This is a genomic window from Marinimicrobium sp. ARAG 43.8 (assembly GCF_050113635.1).
Taxonomy (GTDB): domain Bacteria; phylum Pseudomonadota; class Gammaproteobacteria; order Pseudomonadales; family Cellvibrionaceae; genus Marinimicrobium.
Map to the genome: position 1 here is coordinate 247,201 of NZ_JBNJLT010000003.1, position 17,389 is coordinate 264,589.

Sequence of the window (17,389 nt, forward strand, 5' to 3'; positions counted from 1 at the left end):
GGGCTCGGAAACAGGAATAGAAACGGGAATAGAAGCAGGAGAGATGCTGTGTCAATGCAATCGGTGAAACAGACGCTGGTACTGGTGGCGGTGGGCCTGATCGGGGTTTGCCTGGACGGTGTTGCCTCTCCAGCGCGTGCCTCGGTGGTGCTTCAATACCACCATGTGAGTGATACCACCCCCGCGGCCACCAGTGTGACGCCGGATCGTTTTCGTGAACACATGGATTACCTGGCGGAACACGACTTTGAGGTGGTGTCCCTGGAGGCGCTGGTGGAGGCGCGGCGTGACGGTAAATCGTTGCCGGATCGTACTATCGCTATCACGTTTGATGATGCCTACTCATCGGTTTACACCGAGGCGTTTCCCCTGCTCAAAAAACGGGACTGGCCTTTTACCGTGTTCGTGAATACGGTCCCGCTGGACCAGAACAAATCCGGGTTTGCTTCCTGGGCGCAGCTGAAGGAAATGGCGAACAATGGCGCGATCATTGCCAACCACACCACTCACCACAACCACTTACAGCGCCGTCGCGATGGCGAGGGCGAAAAGGCCTGGCGGCAACGGATTGAGCGTGAGGTAGTGGAAGCCGAGGCGCGCATTGAGGAGGAAACCGGACAGAGCCACAAGATTGTCGCGTACCCCTATGGTGAGTACAACAATGAGGTCAAGACGCTGCTGAAATCGTTGGGCTTTGTGGCGTTTGGCCAGCAGTCCGGACCGGTGGGAGAGCACAGCGACTTGCAGGCACTGCCCCGGTTTCCGTTTGGGGGCGCCTATGGTGACCTGGAGGATTTTGCGACCAAGGTAAATACCCGCCCCATGCCGATTGATTCCGTATCGCTCTACGCTGACATGGGACGGCAGTCACCATTGAAAGAGGTGGTGGTGCCCGCCGGGCAGCGCCCGGTTTTGGCGATCACACTGTCGGAGAAGGCGCTGGCCGAACGTATTAACTGCTTCGCATCCGGCCAGGGTGCCATAGAGACGCGGGTGGAAGGTGAGACCCTGATCACACGTGCCAATGACGCGTTGCGACCAGGGCGTGTCCGCTATAACTGCACTGCCTCAAGTGGAGAGCGCGGGCGGTTTTACTGGTTCTCCCAGCAATGGCTGGTGACGGATCAGGAGGGGCGCTGGGTCCACGAGCAATGAGCTCATTCTTCCTGGTCATCGGAGGCCACCTCGCTGATAGCCTCCGTGTCTTCCTCCTCGGAGGCAGCATTGCTGGCCAGCCAGACCTCGTGAACATTCTCCAGCTCGTTATAGCGGATCAGCTCTTTTAGCTCTTCAATGTAAGCCTGTCCGCGGCTGGAGTAGCGATGCAAACCTTCTACCATCGCTATCCCGGTTGGCTCCTCTTCTAGAGCGCGCTGTTCGGCGCGAATCTGACGCACTTCCCGGTACGCATGGTTGGTGTTGATGTTTCGGAAATAGGTGGCTACGGCTTCATTGACTGTACTGAACTTCTGAACCTCGTGACTGGCACCCTCTGGACGTGAGTTGGGCACCAAACCACAGCCCCGGCGATAGCACCACTGGCCAAACAGATTATTGCCTTCCTGGGCGAAACGGGAGGTGCCCCAACCAGATTCAGCGGCCGCCTGGGCCAGAACCATCTCCGGGGGAATAATATCGGAGCGGCGCATCAGCACATCAAGCGCTTCGCGGGTGTCGGGGTAGTTGTCTTCTGTCACCCGAAAGTGAATACGCAGTCGCTCCAGCTCAGCTTCCTGTCGGCCGCTCAACGTTTCCCCGGCATCCAGTTGGGTGATCATGGCTTCGATGTCGCCACGAAGGCGGGTGAGCTGATGATTGCGCCATTCCACCATGGGCATCAACGTGGCAAAGAAGCGCTGCTTGCGGTCCGGTACCGTTTCGATTTTGTCGAACTCCGGCAGCTTGGTCAGTTCTGCAGGACGAGGGACAACCGGCTCTTCCGGTTCAGTCACTTCTTCCAGTGGTTGCGGCAGGTGGTACGCCAGATACAGGGCCAGCACCAGGCAGCCAATGGGGAACGCGACCAGGCCAAGACCCAGCATCCACTGGGTAAAACCTTGCTTCATAACATCTCCTTGGGGTTGTTGCTCATCAAGTCGGTTAGATCAGGTGGGAATTTATGGGCTCAGAGATCCAGCTCGCGCCGCAGGGCGTCCAGGCGCCGATGGTTTTCCTCTGGTGAGAGTGGCGTCTCGGTGGTTTCCGGCAGTGCCGGAGCTTGTGGTTGCGACAGGGTCTCGCCATTCATGACCCGTTCGCACAGCTTGTTGTAATGCCGCTCGAACACCGGAAAGGCGTGGTGTTCCGGACTGCCGGAGAGGAAGAACCAGTCACTGGCGACGCCCGCGTGATACACCGCCGGATGGCTCCAGTGGTAAGCGGCTTTTGGGCTTGGCGCCCGACAGGCCTCAACGTAGGCGCTGTGTGCGTCCGGTAGGCCACACGCCTCGGGATCGCCCTGGCAGGCGCGGATCATACGGTTCAGGGTGGGCAGGAACTCGGAGGTTTCTATTACACGGCGGGCGCCGCGGCGCAACGTGTCCGGCTCGAAGGGCAGCAGGCTGTCGAGCCAGAGTTTCTTGATCTGGTTCAGGACCTGTGTGTCACTGTAGGCTTTGTAATACTGGTTGTGGTAATTAATACGGAACAGCGCAAATGCCTCGTTCAGCGCGTCAATATGCGCATCGCTGGCCACACGGCGCGGTGACTCACCGTGCCCAGCTTCGGTCTGTGAGGTCTTGGACGAGGCTGCGATCGCGTGTTGTGCCTGCTCGACTAAAGTCTTGCTGTCCTGCATCTTGGCCTGCCTGTGGGTTGTACGTGGTCAATGCGTGCTGGCGCGCCCAGTGGAACTTCACATGCTGCAGGAACTTGGTGTTCCAGGAATTGTGAAGCTGGTTGCTGTCCCGCCAGTAAAGCACGAACTCCGGAACCTGATGCCGGGCGAATTCCAGATCGATATTCGCCAGTTTCAGTACATCGTAGACGTCCCGGCTGGGTTGCCAGTCCGGGGCGATCCGGCGCGGCTCGGTATCGTGCTCCAATGCCGCATTATACCTCAGCCATTGACGTTTTACGTGCTGGATGAATTTACTGTTCCAGGTTCTTCCGACGTCGCCCCGTTCCTGCCAGTACAGCACAAACTCGGGGATGGCATCCTCGATGAAGGCCGAACTGATACCGGCGTGGCGCTCCAGCACCTCAATGGCGTCTTGGCTTGGCCGCCATTGAGCGCGCATGGCTGTTTCGCGATCGCGCCGGGCCTGGTGTTCCGCCTCCGTCTCGCGCCACTGGCGCACCAGGTGTTTGAGGAATTTGGCGCCCCACGCGTGGTGACTTTCCCCCCGCTCGCGCCAGTAGGCAATGAATTCCGGCAATTGCTCTCGGACGAAGTGTTCGGGGATATTGTGCTGGGCGACCCGGCGCATCAATTCGGCATCGGGCTGCCAGTGAGGAGAGATACGGTTGGCCCGACCTGTTGAGGTAGCCCGGTCTGTTAAGGTTGCCCGGTCCGTTAAGGTGGAGAGCTTCGTAGGCTCCGGGGATGGGGCGCTACGCTCGGTTTCGTTGAAGGCGAATAACAGGTGTCCACACTCAGTGTAAGGCGGCGACTCGATCAGGATAATGCCCTTATCGCGCAGGCTTTTGGCCACTCGTTGCAGGTCCTGTGGGGCCCAGAAAGGCAGCAGGGTCTCCATCCCGTGCGCGTCGAGCTTCCGCCATTGGTAGCCGTTGTGGTAAGTGCCGGAGCGATGCTGGGCCACTTCGTTGAGGGCGCTGAGCATTATGGCTTCCTCCAGACCGATCGTGGCGGCCAGAGAGGGCGAGAAAAGCAGAGGTTTTTCGGGAATCAGCGATGACGTCATGAAAGCCACTGTAGCACTGTTTGCAGACGGGGTGCATTGGGCTGTTATTATACAGCGCTTGGTTTTTTAAGATATCTCGCTTGCTGTAACCCAGTGTCGCAAAACTGACTCCGGAGGCTGTTTTGGCCAGGAAAAAGACCCAACCCCGCTTTACCGCAAAAAACGCCGATCGTCATGATCTCTATCAGCGCAGTGTGCAGGCACCAGAGTTCGAGGTCGCGTTTTTCGACAAGACCTTCAAAAAGTTGCGCAAACGTCGCCCGTTTTCCATGCGGGAGGATTTTTGCGGCACCGGGCTGCTGTGTGGCCACTGGGTGGCCAGCCACAAAAAGCGCACAGCGCTGGGGGTGGATATTGACCCCGATGTGTTGGAGTGGGGCATTGAACACAATCTGACCCCCATAGGGGAGCCAGGCAACCGAGTGGAGCTGGCACGGCGGGATGTGCGCAAAGTGAGCCGCCGGAAATTCGATTGTATCAACGCGATGAATTTCAGTTACTGGATTTTTCAGGAACGAAAAGAAATGATCCGGTACTTCCAGGCCGTACGAAAATCCCTGGTAGAAGATGGCATTTTCTTTCTCGATATGTACGGTGGCTGGGAGTCCCAGGAGGTCATGGAAGAACCGCGTAAAATCGAGGGTGGGTTTACTTACGTATGGGACCAGCACAGTTTTGATCCGCGCACTAATGAAGCGGTGAACTACATTCACTTTCGTTTCAAGGACGGCAGTGAAATGCCGCGCGCCTTCAAATATGTCTGGCGTGCCTGGTCAATGGTGGAAATTCGCGAGATGCTTGAGGAGGCCGGTTTCAGGAAACTGCACATCTACTGGGATGTGGCTGATGGCAGCTTCCGTGAACGCAAGAAAATGCAAAACCAGCCCGGCTGGCTGGCCTATATTGCCGCGCTCGTCTAGCGCAGGCTTCGATATTCGCTCAGGCTGTCCGGCTTACTGTACACAATTTGCCAGAGCTGACCCTCGCGGGAGCGGAAATAGGCGGCGCAGCTGAGCAAGTAATATTTCCACATGCGATAAAAGTGCCCCTGGTCGTATTCGGTTTTGAGCTCCGGCCAGGCGGCCTCGAAATTGTCCCACCAGGCCATCAGGGTGCGATCGTAGTCGGGTCCGAAATTGTGCCAGTCCTCCATTCGCAGTAACCCGAGGCTGTTGTCATTAATCAGTCGGCGGCAGGGGATTTCACCGTTGGGGAAAATGTATTTTTCAATGAAGGGATCGACGCCGTTCTGTTCCCGTTCGGTGCCAATGGTATGGAGCAGGAACAGGCCGTCGTCCGCGAGCAGTCGGCTGGCGGCTTCAAAATAGGTCCGGTAGTTCTTGTGCCCGACGTGCTCGAACATGCCGACGGAGACAATGCGGTCGAACTGCCCCTCCAGAGAGCGGTAATCCACTAGTTCAATAGACACCGGCAAGCCGGCGCAGTGCTCCTGCGCCAGCCGTTGCTGTTCCTTGGAAATGGTGATGCCGGTTACCCTGGCTCCGTAATGCCGGGCCGCAAATTCGGCCAGGCCGCCCCACCCGCAGCCAATATCCAGCAGTGTCATCCCCGGTTCCAGCTTGAGCTTTCGGCAGATGAGGTCGAGTTTCTGGTATTGGGCTTCCTCAAGATTGTCGGCGTTGGCCCAGTACCCGCAACTGTAGATCATGCGGGAATCGAGCATGCGTTCGTACAGGTCGTTACCAATGTCGTAGTGAACCTCGCCGACCTGAAAAGACCGGTTGGGGTCTTGTTTGTTGATGACGGCGGCGCTGATGTAGGCTTTGATGAGCTGAAAAGTGCCGAATTTGCGGACTTTGCGGTCGAGGTGAGCGTGAATCACCCGGGTGAGCATTTCGTCGATACGCTCACAATCCCAGTGTCCCTGCATGTAGGCTTCTGCGAACGCCAGGGGGGCACCGGATGACAAAGCGCGGGACAGGAACGACGGGTCGTACACCCGAATATCCCAGGGGCGGTCGCCATTGATACGGATGTCCGCTTCGGCGGCCAGTCGACGAAAGAACTCTTCGGCGGCGGTCAGTTTTCTGATCGATGGCGCCGAGTGGGTGGGAGCGTCGGTGGAGTTCGCCATAATCCATCATTCTCCTGTGTTTTGAACATAACAGGGTGGCGGCACTGCCCGGATTGCTGGACCGGTAAGTGCTTCCGGTGAGGTTAACCTAAAAGCCTTACTGCCTCTGTGCCAATAGTTATAAGTTATGGGAGCTATTGTCAAGTCCAATGCTTGCCGGGTGGCGGGCGGGGTGGAAGAAAGCGTGGCCGTTGATTGCGGAATACTATCAATACTTTAAAGGAAATTAATTTTTATAAAATATCGGGAATCGTTATCATTTCGGTAAAGGTTAAGGACGGTGAGAGTTACCGTCAGATCTGGAGGTAAGGGCGATGACTAAGACGATGACGTTTGCGGCCGTACACTTCACGGTGGCGTTCAGTGTGACCTACATCATAACCGGTAGCATAGTGCTAGGTGGGGCCGTGGCGTTGGTGGAGCCGGCCGTGAATACCGTGGCCTACCATTTCCACGAACTGGGCTGGAAGCGTTTTGGTCAGCGGCAGACGGTTGCGTCGAAAACCGTTTAAGTTAGCGGGGGGTTAAAGCGATTGCTCGTCTTCTTCCTCGCGTTGCCGGTCACGCCGATACACCATGCGTCCAAAAAAGACGCCCGCTTCGAAAAGCAGCCACATGGGCACTGCCAACAAGGTCTGGGAAATGATATCCGGCGGGGTCAGGATCATGCCCAACACAAAACAACCCACCACGACATAGGGACGCTTTTTGGAAATGCCGTCGGGCGTGATGATGCCGGCGTGAATCATCAGAATGGTGGCAATCGGGATTTCAAAGGCAACGCCGAAGGCAAAGAACAGTTTAAGGACGAAGTCCAGATATTTGCTGATATCCGTCATGACCGCCACGCCTTCCGGCCCCACGCTGGTGAAGAAGCCGAAAATGAGTGGGAAAACGACGAAGTAAGCGAACGCCATGCCGCCATAGAACAGCAGGATACTTGAGATTAAAAGCGGCACGGCGAGGCGCTTTTCATGTTTATACAAACCCGGCGCGATGAACGCCCAGATTTGATGCAGGATAAACGGTGCGGCCAGCAGAACAGAGACAAACAGTGTGAGTTTGAACGGAGTAAGAAACGGTGAAGCCACATCAGTGGCGATCATACCGGCGGATTCCGGCAAGAATTTCTGCAGCGGTGCGGCCGTCAGTGTGTAGATGTCATTCGCGAAATAGAACAGCGCCAGGAAAATCGCCAGCACGATCAGGATAATGCGCAACAGCCGGTTGCGCAGCTCGATCAGGTGTTGGACCAGCGGGAGTTCTTGATCGTTAGAAGACTGACTCATACGGGTGCTCAAGGCCTGGGTTGGGTTGGGGGCGTAGAAGAGTCGTCTTCGGAATGGGCGCTGGAAGCATCCGGTGCGTTTTCGGACGCGGCTGGCGGTTCCAGGCCGTTGTCTGCTTCCGAGCCTGTTGGCGCATTGTGGTTCGTCGGGGCAGCGGGCAGTTTGGTGCCGTCTTCCACGGCTTGCTGGACTTGTCGGCGTGTCGCTTCCAGGCTGCGCATCACTTCCTCGTTGTGCAGTTGACGGCGGATATCGTCGGCGCCGATCTGGCGTTCCAGTTCGCTGCGGGTTTCGCGAAGGCTGCGCTTGAGTCGGCCAATCCACAGACCGACAGCGCGCGCTGCCTCGGGCAGGCGCTCGGGGCCGATCACGATTAGGCCGACAATGGCGATCACCAACAGCTCAAAAAAACCGATATCGAACACTCAGGTGTCTCCGGACGCGTAACTCGGGTGCAAGCCTGGTTTTACTGGCCGGGCTTCTCGTCGGTTGAAGCTTTTTCCTTCTGGGCGTGATGCACATTGTCACTGTCAGTTTTGTCTTCGACGTTGCGCTCGGTCGCCTCATCCGGGTTCTTGTCGTCCCGGTCTTCGTCATCGTCCTTTACGGATTTTTTAAAACCTTTGATCGCTTTGCCCAGGTCGCTGCCGATGCTGCTCAGGCGCTTGGTGCCAAACAACAGAACCACAATGGCGAGAATGATAAGGAGCTGCCAAATGCCAATGCCACCGAATCCCATAACTCTATCCTCTTGAATACTGTGTTGGGGCGCTGCTCCGTATTTCCGGGCGTGCCCCGCGGGTATGTTCTTTCTCGACTAGCACCCTCGACTAGCGATTGTGCGGGCGGGCCGCTTTTTCCTCGTGGCCGGATAAATCGAACCGACCGGCCAGCTCGGCCAGGACCGCGTCGGCATTTTCGCCCAAATGCGACAGCATGACCAGTGTGTGGAACCACAGATCAGCGGTTTCGCTGATCAGCGCCCGGTGATCGCCGCTGTTTTCCGCGTCTTTGGCCGCCAGTAGGGTTTCGGTGCACTCTTCCCCGACTTTTTCAAGAATCTTGTTCAGGCCCTTGGCGTGCAGACTGGCCACATAGGAAGCCTCGGCATCCGCCGCCTGTTTACGGGCTTCGAGTACGCGGGTCAGCTCGGTCAACACATCGTGAGGTTGCATAATGGGTATCGCTCCGGGACTCTGTGCAGAGGCGTGTGCCTCAGTAAATCTCTTTGGGGTCTTTCAGTACGGGATCAATGGTTTCCCATTGCTCGCCCTTAAGCTCACGAAAAAAGCAGGATTCCCGCCCGGTGTGACAAGCGATACCGCCCAGCTGGCGAACTTTCAGCAGTATCACATCAGCGTCGCAATCCAGAAAAATGCCGGCCAGCTCCTGCACATGGCCGGAGGTTTCCCCTTTGCGCCATAACTGGTGGCGCGAACGCGACCAGTAGATGGCCCGGCCTTCCTGGGCGCTCAGCGCGAGGGCTTCGCGATTCATCCAGGCCATCATCAGCACACGCCCTGTGTCGGCATCCTGAGCGATGGCGGGTGCCAGGCCGTTGGCATCCCATTTTACCTGGTCCAGAAAACGGTTTGAGGAACGGGAGGTGCTCATGACGTGTGCGAATACCCTAGTGAAACAGCCGGCCCGAAAGTGTAGCAGGCCAGAGGTATCGTCGTCACGGTCAATCCACGGTTGTTGATGGTATGCTGTCGCTCCGCTGATTGTGTTCCAAACGCTCAACAAGAAGGTTCTCATGCGCTGGTTATATTCCCTGATGTGGTACGCATTACTGCCGCTGTTGCTGCTGCGACTGCGTTGGCTGGCGCGCGCCAACGCGGGTTGGGGACAACGCTGGAAGGAGCGGTTTGGTGCCGTGGAGCCGCCTGGTACTGAGGGGCGCACGCTGATCTGGCTGCACACCGCCTCGGTGGGGGAGGTGCTGGCCGCCGCGCCGCTGGTGCGGGCGTTGCGTCAGGATGAAAGTCTGATGTTGCTGTTGACCACCACGACGCCGACCGGCGCTGACCGGGTAGTGTCCCTGTTTGGCGATTCGGTGGCCCACTGCTATATGCCGTTTGATTTGCCCGGCAGTGTGGCCCGCTTTCTGGCACGGGTGCAGCCCCGGGTGTTGTTGTTGATGGAGACGGAGCTGTGGCCCAACGTTGTGGCGGCCTGCCACCGCCGGGAAATCCCGACGATCTTGATTAATGGCCGTCTCTCGGCTCGTTCGGCCCGGCGCTATCAGCGCTTCGCGGGGCTCAGCCGGGCGATGTTGCAGCGTTTGAGTGAAGCGGGTATTCAGAGCCGCGATGACGCCGAGCGCTTTCAACGGCTGGGGCTGCGCCCGGAAGCCACTCATATTACGGGCAATATCAAGTTTGATCTCACGCTGGATGACAGCGCCCGGCAACGAGCGGCGATGTTGCGCCGCACCTGGGTAGGCGAGTCAGAGCGCAAAGTGTGCATCGCTGCCAGCACGCACCGTGGTGAAGACGAGGTGATTCTGGAAGCTTGGGACAAGGTGCGTGAGCAAATGGCGGACCGTCCGTTGCTGGTGCTGGTGCCGCGTCACCCGGAACGGTTCGCCGCAGTGGGTGATTTGGTGAAAGTGCGCGGTCTGCGAATGGCTCGGCGCTCATCCCAGGAAACGGTCACCGGCGCCACGGATGTGGTGTTGGGGGATGTGATGGGCGAAATGTTGACGATGTATGGCGCCAGCGACCTGGCGTTTGTGGGCGGCTCCCTGGTGCCCAATGGAGGGCACAACCTGATTGAGCCTGCCGCGTGGGGCTTGCCACTGTTGAGCGGGCCGCACCTGTTCAATTTTTCAGAGGTGGCGGCACTGCTTGGTGAGGCGGGTGCGCTGAAAGTTGTGGAAGACTCCGGGAGTCTGGCTGAGGCGGTGCTGGAACTGCTCGGTATCGAAGCGTTGCGGGAGATTCGCGGTCAGGCGGCTCGCGAAGTGGCGGAAGCCAACCGCGGAGCCCTGGAGAAAACGCTGCATCTCATCCGCCGCTACTGTTGAACGGCGCATGGTATTGCCGGGCGCTAGTCTTCGCCCCAGCGTGGCATTAAATCCTGCTCGATGCCCAGTTGATCCAGCACACGCGCCACGACAAAGTCCACCAACTGCTCCACACGATCCGGTTGCATATAGAAACCGGGGCTGGCGGGTAAGATCAGAGCGCCCATTCGGGTCAGTTTGAGCATATTCTCCAGATGAATTTCCGAGTAGGGTGTTTCCCGGGGTACCAGAATCAGCTGGCGACGCTCTTTGAGCGCCACATCGGCCGCGCGCTCGATCAGGTTGTTGCTGGCACCGTGCGCGATGGACGACAGCGTTCCTCCGCTGGCCGGACAGATGACCATGGAATGCGGGGAGCTGGAGCCCGAGGCTACGGGTGAAAACCAGTCCTCGCGGCCGAAAATCTGGAGCTGGTCGTCTTCGGCGCTGAACGTCTGGCTCAGCATCAGTTGCTGTTCCTCAAGCGTATCGGGCAACTCAAGGTTGGTTTCCGTGCGAATCACCACCTCGGCGGCGCCGGAGAGCAGCAGATACACCCGGCATTCCGCCGCCAGCAGGCTTTGCAGCAGACGCAGTCCGTACTGAGCGCCAGAAGCGCCGGTCATCGCCAGAGTAATCGTGCGGTCAAAGTCCATGGAAGCTCCTCTGTGACGGTCTTATTAACGCAACGTTAAAGTACGTAATGTTATAGCGCGTGTCGATTCAACTGATCGACCAGCTGTTTGTGGATGCCGCCAAAGCCGCCGTTGCTCATAATGACCAGGTGACTGCCATTTTCGGCCAGCGTCAGCGCGGCGTGGATCATTTCCTCAATGCTGTGCTCGATTTGCGCGGGCACCGGGCTGTGGTTGACCAGCGCTTCAAGGTCCCAGCCGCTGTCTTCTGGCTGATACCACAGGACGGCATCGGCATCACTGAAGGCGTTTTGCAGTGCATCCCTGTGTACACCCATGCGCATCGTATTGGAGCGGGGTTCGATCAGCGCCACGATTTTTTCATCGCCGACCCGGGCGCGCAAACCGGCCAGTGTCGTTTTGATGGCCGTGGGGTGATGGGCGAAATCGTCGTAGACCCGAATGCCGTGGACATCCGCCAGGCACTCCATGCGCCGTTTAACGCCCCGGAAGCGTGCCAGTGCCTCGGCGCCCACTTCCGGCGTGACGCCAACATGCCGGGCCGCTGCCAGAGCGGCGAGGCCGTTCATCACGTTGTGTTGTCCGGTCAGGGGCCACTCGACCCGAGCGACGGTTTTGCCTTCGTGAATGACATCGAAGACGCTGCCGTCAGTCTGAAGCAGGTGCGCCTGCCATTCGCCACCATCACCGAGTGTTTGACGCGGTGTCCAACAGCCTTGTTCCAGGGTGTCCTCAATCGCTGGGACTCCAGCGGGACTGATAATCAGTCCTGAGGCGGGCACCGTGCGCACCAGGTGGTGGAACTGACGCTGGATGGCGGCAAGGTCCGGGAAAATATCGGCGTGGTCGAACTCCAGATTGTTGATGATCAGAGTACGAGGCCGGTAGTGAACAAACTTCGAGCGTTTGTCGAAAAATGCGCTGTCGTACTCATCGGCTTCCACCACAAAAAACGGCGTTTCCCCCAGGCGGGCCGAATGCGGAAAGTTCTGGGTGACCCCGCCAATCAGGAACCCCGGTGCCATATTGGCGTCTTCAAGAATCCAGGCGAGCATGCTGGCGGTGGTGGTTTTGCCGTGGGTGCCCGATACGGCCAGGACCCACTTGCCGGGCAGTACCTGCTCGCGCAACCACTCCGGCCCCGAGGTGTAGGCCAGCCCCCGGTCCAGCACGGCTTCCACTTCAGGATTGCCCCGGCTCATGGCATTGCCAATCACGACCAGATCCGGCGCGGGCTCCAAATGGTCCGAGTGGTAGCCCTCCATCAAGTCGATACCGGCATTGGCCAGTTGGGTGCTCATGGGCGGGTAGACATTGGTGTCGCTGCCGGTCACCTGATGACCGAGTTCTCGCGCCAGAAGCGCCAGGCTGCCCATGAACGTACCGCAAATGCCGAGGATGTGAATATGCATAGGTCGGGAAAACTCTGTCTCGTAAAACGCTCAGTGTACGCGTTCACGGGACCGGGGAGTAGATGAGGTGTTTACTGCAGGCGGCTTCTTTTTTGCAGCCAACGGTCAAGCTGGTTGCCGAAGGTCTGTTTTTCGGCGGCGGTTAAGGCGGAGGGGCCGCCGCTTTGGATGCCGCTGCTGCGCAGAGTATCCAGGAAATCCCTGATGTTCAGCCGGGACTTGATGTTCTCCTTGCTGAACAACTCGCCTCTCGGACTCAGCGCCAGGCATCCCTTGCTGATGACTTCGTCGGCCAGGGGAATGTCACTGGTGATGACCAGGTCACCGGGTTCACTGCGTTGGACAATTTCGTTGTCGGCGACATCAAACCCCTTCGGGACCTGAACCAGCGCAATATATTTGGACGGCGGTGTTTTCAGGTATTGATTGGCGACCAGGGTGACTTCGGTTTCGGTGCGCGTGGCGGCCCTGTACAAAATGTCTTTGATGGCAACGGGACAGGCGTCCGCATCTACCCAGATTTTCAAACCGTGCGCTCCTTTTAGTTTCAGTCGCCCCAGGCGGGTTACTTCAGCCGCCCCAGGCGGGGAACTCAGTGTCCGCCGGGGGAGGGCGGATCACTATAGCCCGTTGTGACGTGTTTGCAAATATCGCTTTCTCTTGGCGGGTTTCATGGCGTCCAGATCGGCCAAAAACAGGCCGTCCAGACATTCTCCGAAGTCGGAGTCGACACTGAACGCGAGCAAATGGTAGCCGTTGTCTTCAAACAGCGCCGGGTAGTGTTTGAACATGACCGGCAAATTCTGAGCGCTCTCGCGAAACCGGGCTTGTAACTGTGCGTAACCCGTGTCGCGATCGAGCGAGGCAAACACGCCATTCATGGCCATGCGCGTCTCCGGTTCGATCAGGTAAGGGTGGCGGGCCGCTGCAAGCGTTTCCGGTCGGGCGTAAAAACGCTGATGAAAAACCACCAGCCAGTCGCGCAATGGCCTGGGGTAGTCGGCGCTCAGGCTGACGGCTCCCATTAAGTAGCGAATGTCGGGGTGGTGATTCAGGTAAGCGCCGAGACCCTGCCACAGATAGTCCAGGCTGGCCTTGCCCCAGTAGTCGGGGTTAACGAAGCTCCGGCCCAGTTCCAGCGCACTGTCCAGATAGGGGCGCAGCGCGGGTTTGAGGTGGAACAGCTCGGCGGAGTACAACCCGTCCAGCCCCTGGCGGGCGACCAGTTCGCGAGTAACGCCGATGCGGTAGGCCCCGGCAATGGCGAGCCGCTTGGAATCCCAAAGAACGAGGTGCTGGTAGTGTTCGTCGTAGCGGTCCAGATCGCGCCGGCGCCCGGTGCCTTCGCCCACCTTGCGAAAGGCGGTTTCGCGCAGCCGTCCCAGTTCTCGCAGTACTGTCGGATGTTGCTCCCACTGGCACAGATAGATGGTTTGGCCGTCGCGGGTTTCTCCCAGCCGTTCGGCACTGGCCAGCTCCTGCTGGAGTCGATTGGGGTGCTCGGGGTGCGCGATGGTTTTTTCGGTGACGAACAGGGTTTTCTTGCCGCGTCCTAATTTATACACATGCTTTTTCAGGCGCTGGGTCAACGCCTTGTCTGCGAGGTTTTTGGCTTCCAGCGCCCGGGCGGGAATGGTTTCGCCTACGCGGAAGCGAATTTCTGCCGAGCGCTTGTTGAACATCTCGTGGGCGAGCAAGGCGGTCGCCAGCGGTTTGAATACCGCAGAGGCGCTGTAGAACAACCAGGAATTCTTGGCCTGGATGAAAACCGGCAGCAGCGGCGACTGGGTCTTGCGGGCAAAGTGCAAAAAGCCCGAGCGCCAGGTGCCGTCTTTGATGCCGGTGGGGCGTGCCCGGGAGACTTCGCCCGCCGGGAACACGATCACCGCTTGTTCATCGTGCAGTGCGTTGATAATGCGTTTGTAGCTTTGGCGATAGGCCCGCCCGGTCATATTATCCAGAGGAAGCAGTAGCTCGCGCAGTGGTGCGAACGCGTTGAGCAGATCGTTGGCGATGATTTTGACATCGGGGCGCACCTGACTGACCAGATGAATCAGTGCCAGACCATCGAGGGAGCCAATGGGGTGATTGGCCACAATCACCACGCGTCCTTCGGCGGGAATATTGTCGCGTTCGCGCTGGGCAACGCTGTAGTTAAAATTGAAGTGGTCGAAAATGCGCTCAATGAAATCAATGCCTTGAGCGGTCTGATGCTCGGAGAGAAACTGGTTGATGGTGTTTTCGTGAGCCAGCTTGCGCAGCAGACTCAGGGTCGGCCTGCGCAGTAGTGGGGCGCTGCGGGCAAAGCGTGGGAATTTGTGATTCAGGGATTGTTCGATATCGAGCATGGTGGTCACCTCGGCCTGTGCATGAGGCCGAGGCTAGAGTCGGGGCGTGACGATCTGGTGACAGACTTGTTAAGGATTGGTGACCGTCGGGTGCGCTCGTTCAGTCTCGAACGGGCGTTGTTAAAGCCTGCAACTGTTCCTGCTGCCGGTCCAGCAATTGGCGATAGGGCGCTTTGACGGCAATCAGCACGCCGCTCTTGGTGTCCATATCCAGATGGTCTTGCAGCGCCTCGTCAATCAACTGAGGATCAATTTCAATGCCCTGTGCCGGGGGTTGCAGCTCGCGGTGCTGATAGTAAAAGTCGGAGCAGAGCGCTGGCGCCGACGAAGGCGCGCGCGCGTAAATTCTGGTGCGCAGTTTCAGCCGTGGCCCGGGGTTCAGGTGGGAGAGTTCGCTCAGCAGTTGGGCACTGCACAGGGCCCGGAACGCACAATCGCTATGGCTTTCCCCTTGGAAATCCACCAACAGGGTCTGGTCCACCATGGCGATCCATTGGCCTCCATAGAGCGACAAAATATTGCGTAGCTGGTGCTGGAACTGCTCCAACTGTTGCTCGAAGCTTCGCTGGTTGATTCGCTCTCCGAGTTCGTGCAGGTTGGTCAGGTCTAGCTGTAAGCGCAGCGCCACGGGGTCAAAGGCGGGCTCCTCCGGCGCGGCCGAATCGGTGTCGGATTCGCCCGTCTTTTCCGTCGGTGGCGAAAGCGGGGGGCGGACCTGCCCTTCACTTTCACGCAGGCGTGGCCACCATGGAATCAGCGCGGCTATGACCGTCACCAGCCAAAGCAGTGCAAGCAGTTGGTAGTCGCTGGCTCCCAGGCGGGGCGGAGCAAGTATGACCTGAAGGTGGCCGGCAATATTATCGGCCAGGGCCACCGGAGCCGAGTAGTGATGGTAATCCCGGTCCCGTTCGCTGGGAGAAAAGCCGCTTTGCACCAGCAGCCGGTTTTCCACGTCGTGCACGGTCGCACCCAGCACCTGTGGGTGACGGGTCAGTTCCTGAAGAACCACTTGCAGACTGATCATGTCCTGGCTGATGGTTGCGTCCACGGCGCGCTGGGCGGCGCTGTCGGCCAGCGTCTGACCAAATTGATCAAGCTGAGTGTAGCGGGTGTCCAGGCTGCTCCATAAATGCAGGGCCGAGGCGCACAGCGCGACGATCAGGATCAGGGTGCTGGCACAGAGCGGTTGCCGGTGGGGTGTCAGTCGGGTGAGCAGCGTCATTCATTGGCCTGTGGTAAGGGGTGTCAAAGCGGTGGCCGAAGAGCGGTAATGCCCGGCTCAGCGATTGGCGCAATTGATGAGGTGCGCAACGCCACGTATTTTACGTTGGCTTGTGGTAGAGATTCCACCACGCAGCGCACATGGCCAGCGATTGGGTGGAAACGGTATAATTCCCGCCGCACCGCGCAGCGCCGTGCGCAACCTTTCCACTATTTGCGGTTATTGGCCGATCTGGCCATACACAGGAGCCACGTGAAAGACATTCTGCTGATCAATGTGTTTGGGGATGACAAGCCCGGTGTCACCTCCTCCCTGACGTCTGAGCTGGCTCGCCACGGGGCCGTCATCCTGGATATTGGCCAGGCGGTGATTCACGATGACCTGGCGTTGGGCATGCTGGTGGCACTCGATGTAGAGCGAGTCTCGCGCGAGCAGCTGGAGGATGCCCTGGGTGCGGTGGCCGATGAGCTGGCCGTGCGAGTGCGGTTTGAGCCGGTGGCTCGTGAACGCTACCGGGAGTGGGTGGAGCAACAGGGGAAGCCCCGTCATATTGTCACCTTGCTTTCGCGCCAGGTGACGGCGGAACAGATTTCCGAAGTGACGGCGGTGACGGTTCGTCACGGCTTGAATATCGATCACATCAATCGTCTGTCCGGCCGGGTGCCTCTGGAGGCGCTGGATCGGCACAGTAGTGCCTGTGTGGAGTTCTCGGTGCGCGGCGCACCCGCCAACGCTCAGGATTTGCGGGCGGATTTGATGGAGTTGTCCACGCGGCTGGAGATTGATATCGCGTTCCAGAAGGACACCCCCTATCGTCGCAACCGGCGTCTGGTGTGTTTCGATATGGATTCCACGCTGATTGAGGCGGAGGTGATTGATGAGCTGGCCAAGGCCGCTGGCGTGGGAGATGAAGTGGTGGCGATTACGGAAGCCGCCATGCGCGGAGAGCTGGATTTCAAACAGAGTTTTGCGCAACGTCTCGCCCTATTGAAAGGGCTGGATGAGTCCGTGCTGGAGGGCATCGCGGCTAACCTGCGCCTGACCGAAGGGGCCGAAAAGTTGATCGCCACGCTGAAAAAGCTCGGCTACAAGACCGCCATTCTCTCGGGTGGCTTTGAGTATTTTGGCCGTTATTTGCAGCAGCGGTTGGGCATTGATTACGTGTACGCTAACCAACTGCAGGTCGAAGACGGTCTGGTCACTGGCCAGGTGGCGGGCGAGGTGGTGGATGGCGCGCGCAAGGCGGAATTACTCCAACAACTGGCCCGGCAAGAAGGCATTACGACGGAGCAAGTGATTGCCGTGGGCGATGGCGCGAATGATTTGCCGATGCTCAATGCCGCTGGTCTGGGGATTGCCTTTCGTGCCAAGCCACTGGTGAAAGCGTCAGCCGAGCATGCGATTTCCACTCTGGGTCTGGATGCGATTTTGTATTTGCTGGGTTTCCGTGATCGTGAGCACGGGGATCTGTCGTAACCGAATGGCGAAATGCCC

At 58.6% G+C, this 17,389-nt stretch carries 19 protein-coding genes; 5 read left to right on the forward strand and 14 right to left on the reverse strand.

Annotated features, from left to right (window positions below):
- Window positions 1-54 precede the first annotated feature (54 nt).
- Window positions 55-1,155: a polysaccharide deacetylase family protein gene (locus ACQCLF_RS08325; protein ID WP_426986479.1), complete on the forward strand. Its 1,101-nt coding sequence runs from the start codon at window positions 55-57 to the stop codon at window positions 1,153-1,155.
- A 2-nt stretch (window positions 1,156-1,157) separates the two neighbouring features.
- Here ACQCLF_RS08325 and ACQCLF_RS08330 read toward each other — a convergent pair whose 3' ends face one another.
- Genes ACQCLF_RS08330 through ACQCLF_RS08340 form a run of 3 tightly spaced genes read right to left on the reverse strand, consistent with a single transcriptional unit; the run spans window position 1,158 to window position 3,866 of the window.
- Entirely contained in the window at window positions 1,158-2,066 is a 909-nt protein-coding gene (locus ACQCLF_RS08330; RefSeq protein ID WP_426986163.1) for a glucosaminidase domain-containing protein, read from the reverse strand.
- Between the two features lie 59 nt (window positions 2,067-2,125).
- On the reverse strand, window positions 2,126-2,797 hold the full coding sequence (locus ACQCLF_RS08335) for a replication protein P (protein WP_426986165.1): 672 nt from the start codon (window positions 2,795-2,797) through the stop codon (window positions 2,126-2,128).
- Window positions 2,709-3,866, reverse strand: a complete 1,158-nt coding sequence (locus ACQCLF_RS08340) for a DnaT-like ssDNA-binding domain-containing protein (RefSeq protein WP_426986167.1) — start codon at window positions 3,864-3,866, stop codon at window positions 2,709-2,711. The genes ACQCLF_RS08335 and ACQCLF_RS08340 overlap by 89 nt, the downstream gene beginning before the upstream one ends.
- Before the next feature lie 122 nt (window positions 3,867-3,988).
- On the opposite strand from ACQCLF_RS08340, the gene ACQCLF_RS08345 reads away from it, so the two are divergent.
- The gene (locus ACQCLF_RS08345; protein ID WP_426986169.1) at window positions 3,989-4,786 is read left to right on the forward strand and encodes a class I SAM-dependent methyltransferase; all 798 of its coding nucleotides are present in this window, start codon (window positions 3,989-3,991) and stop codon (window positions 4,784-4,786) included.
- Here ACQCLF_RS08345 and cfa read toward each other — a convergent pair.
- Complete coding sequence (gene cfa / locus ACQCLF_RS08350) at window positions 4,783-5,961, reverse strand: cyclopropane fatty acyl phospholipid synthase (protein ID WP_426986171.1); 1,179 nt, start codon at window positions 5,959-5,961, stop codon at window positions 4,783-4,785. The genes ACQCLF_RS08345 and cfa overlap by 4 nt on opposite strands.
- A 314-nt stretch (window positions 5,962-6,275) precedes the next feature.
- On the opposite strand from cfa, the gene ACQCLF_RS08355 reads away from it, so the two are divergent.
- Complete coding sequence (locus ACQCLF_RS08355) at window positions 6,276-6,473, forward strand: DUF2061 domain-containing protein (protein WP_426986173.1); 198 nt, start codon at window positions 6,276-6,278, stop codon at window positions 6,471-6,473.
- 12 nt (window positions 6,474-6,485) lie between these two features.
- Here ACQCLF_RS08355 and tatC read toward each other — a convergent pair whose 3' ends face one another.
- From tatC to hisI, 5 genes are all read right to left on the reverse strand, one after another.
- A complete protein-coding gene (tatC, locus tag ACQCLF_RS08360; RefSeq protein WP_426986175.1) occupies window positions 6,486-7,250 on the reverse strand; it encodes a twin-arginine translocase subunit TatC in 765 nt (254 codons plus the stop codon).
- An 8-nt stretch (window positions 7,251-7,258) separates the two neighbouring features.
- Entirely contained in the window at window positions 7,259-7,675 is a 417-nt protein-coding gene (gene tatB / locus ACQCLF_RS08365; RefSeq protein ID WP_426986177.1) for a Sec-independent protein translocase protein TatB, read from the reverse strand.
- 41 nt (window positions 7,676-7,716) lie between these two features.
- On the reverse strand, window positions 7,717-7,989 hold the full coding sequence (tatA, locus tag ACQCLF_RS08370) for a twin-arginine translocase TatA/TatE family subunit (protein WP_426986179.1): 273 nt from the start codon (window positions 7,987-7,989) through the stop codon (window positions 7,717-7,719).
- A gap of 91 nt (window positions 7,990-8,080) precedes the next feature.
- Window positions 8,081-8,425: a phosphoribosyl-ATP diphosphatase gene (locus ACQCLF_RS08375; protein ID WP_426986181.1), complete on the reverse strand. Its 345-nt coding sequence runs from the start codon at window positions 8,423-8,425 to the stop codon at window positions 8,081-8,083.
- A gap of 40 nt (window positions 8,426-8,465) precedes the next feature.
- On the reverse strand, window positions 8,466-8,864 hold the full coding sequence (hisI, locus tag ACQCLF_RS08380; RefSeq protein WP_426986183.1) for a phosphoribosyl-AMP cyclohydrolase: 399 nt from the start codon (window positions 8,862-8,864) through the stop codon (window positions 8,466-8,468).
- 142 nt (window positions 8,865-9,006) lie between these two features.
- Between hisI and waaA the strand changes: the two genes are divergently transcribed.
- A complete protein-coding gene (waaA, locus tag ACQCLF_RS08385) occupies window positions 9,007-10,278 on the forward strand; it encodes a lipid IV(A) 3-deoxy-D-manno-octulosonic acid transferase (protein WP_426986185.1) in 1,272 nt (423 codons plus the stop codon).
- A gap of 23 nt (window positions 10,279-10,301) precedes the next feature.
- Here the strand turns inward: waaA and ACQCLF_RS08390 are convergent, their stop codons facing one another.
- From ACQCLF_RS08390 to ACQCLF_RS08410, 5 genes are all read right to left on the reverse strand, one after another.
- On the reverse strand, window positions 10,302-10,913 hold the full coding sequence (locus tag ACQCLF_RS08390; protein ID WP_426986187.1) for a flavin prenyltransferase UbiX: 612 nt from the start codon (window positions 10,911-10,913) through the stop codon (window positions 10,302-10,304).
- Window positions 10,914-10,963: 50 nt separating this feature from the next.
- Window positions 10,964-12,325, reverse strand: coding sequence for a UDP-N-acetylmuramate:L-alanyl-gamma-D-glutamyl-meso-diaminopimelate ligase (gene mpl, locus ACQCLF_RS08395; protein WP_426986189.1), 1,362 nt, complete (start codon window positions 12,323-12,325; stop codon window positions 10,964-10,966).
- Window positions 12,326-12,396: 71 nt separating this feature from the next.
- Window positions 12,397-12,852, reverse strand: a complete 456-nt coding sequence (locus ACQCLF_RS08400) for a YaiI/YqxD family protein (protein WP_426986191.1) — start codon at window positions 12,850-12,852, stop codon at window positions 12,397-12,399.
- A 93-nt stretch (window positions 12,853-12,945) separates the two neighbouring features.
- Entirely contained in the window at window positions 12,946-14,673 is a 1,728-nt protein-coding gene (locus ACQCLF_RS08405; protein WP_426986193.1) for a GNAT family N-acyltransferase, read from the reverse strand.
- Window positions 14,674-14,773: 100 nt separating this feature from the next.
- Complete coding sequence (locus ACQCLF_RS08410; RefSeq protein ID WP_426986195.1) at window positions 14,774-15,895, reverse strand: hypothetical protein; 1,122 nt, start codon at window positions 15,893-15,895, stop codon at window positions 14,774-14,776.
- Between the two features lie 252 nt (window positions 15,896-16,147).
- On the opposite strand from ACQCLF_RS08410, the gene serB reads away from it, so the two are divergent.
- Window positions 16,148-17,371 carry a phosphoserine phosphatase SerB gene (serB, locus tag ACQCLF_RS08415; RefSeq protein ID WP_426986481.1) on the forward strand — a complete coding sequence of 408 codons (1,224 nt, stop codon included), beginning with the start codon at window positions 16,148-16,150 and terminating at the stop codon, window positions 17,369-17,371.
- Window positions 17,372-17,389: the final 18 nt, after the last annotated feature.

Excerpts from the sequence above, each read along its gene's own strand:
- ACQCLF_RS08325 (WP_426986479.1), top strand. The coding sequence starts at position 55 with ATGCAATCGGTGAAACAGACGCTGGTACTGGTGGCGGTGGGCCTGATC.
- ACQCLF_RS08330 (WP_426986163.1), bottom strand. The coding sequence starts at position 2,066 with ATGAAGCAAGGTTTTACCCAGTGGATGCTGGGTCTTGGCCTGGTCGCG.
- ACQCLF_RS08335 (WP_426986165.1), bottom strand. The coding sequence starts at position 2,797 with ATGCAGGACAGCAAGACTTTAGTCGAGCAGGCACAACACGCGATCGCA.
- ACQCLF_RS08340 (WP_426986167.1), bottom strand. The coding sequence starts at position 3,866 with ATGACGTCATCGCTGATTCCCGAAAAACCTCTGCTTTTCTCGCCCTCT.
- cfa (WP_426986171.1), bottom strand. The coding sequence starts at position 5,961 with ATGGCGAACTCCACCGACGCTCCCACCCACTCGGCGCCATCGATCAGA.
- ACQCLF_RS08355 (WP_426986173.1), top strand. The coding sequence starts at position 6,276 with ATGACTAAGACGATGACGTTTGCGGCCGTACACTTCACGGTGGCGTTC.
- tatC (WP_426986175.1), bottom strand. The coding sequence starts at position 7,250 with ATGAGTCAGTCTTCTAACGATCAAGAACTCCCGCTGGTCCAACACCTG.
- tatA (WP_426986179.1), bottom strand. The coding sequence starts at position 7,989 with ATGGGATTCGGTGGCATTGGCATTTGGCAGCTCCTTATCATTCTCGCC.
- ACQCLF_RS08375 (WP_426986181.1), bottom strand. The coding sequence starts at position 8,425 with ATGCAACCTCACGATGTGTTGACCGAGCTGACCCGCGTACTCGAAGCC.
- hisI (WP_426986183.1), bottom strand. The coding sequence starts at position 8,864 with ATGAGCACCTCCCGTTCCTCAAACCGTTTTCTGGACCAGGTAAAATGG.
- waaA (WP_426986185.1), top strand. The coding sequence starts at position 9,007 with ATGCGCTGGTTATATTCCCTGATGTGGTACGCATTACTGCCGCTGTTG.
- ACQCLF_RS08390 (WP_426986187.1), bottom strand. The coding sequence starts at position 10,913 with ATGGACTTTGACCGCACGATTACTCTGGCGATGACCGGCGCTTCTGGC.
- mpl (WP_426986189.1), bottom strand. The coding sequence starts at position 12,325 with ATGCATATTCACATCCTCGGCATTTGCGGTACGTTCATGGGCAGCCTG.
- ACQCLF_RS08405 (WP_426986193.1), bottom strand. The coding sequence starts at position 14,673 with ATGCTCGATATCGAACAATCCCTGAATCACAAATTCCCACGCTTTGCC.
- ACQCLF_RS08410 (WP_426986195.1), bottom strand. The coding sequence starts at position 15,895 with ATGACGCTGCTCACCCGACTGACACCCCACCGGCAACCGCTCTGTGCC.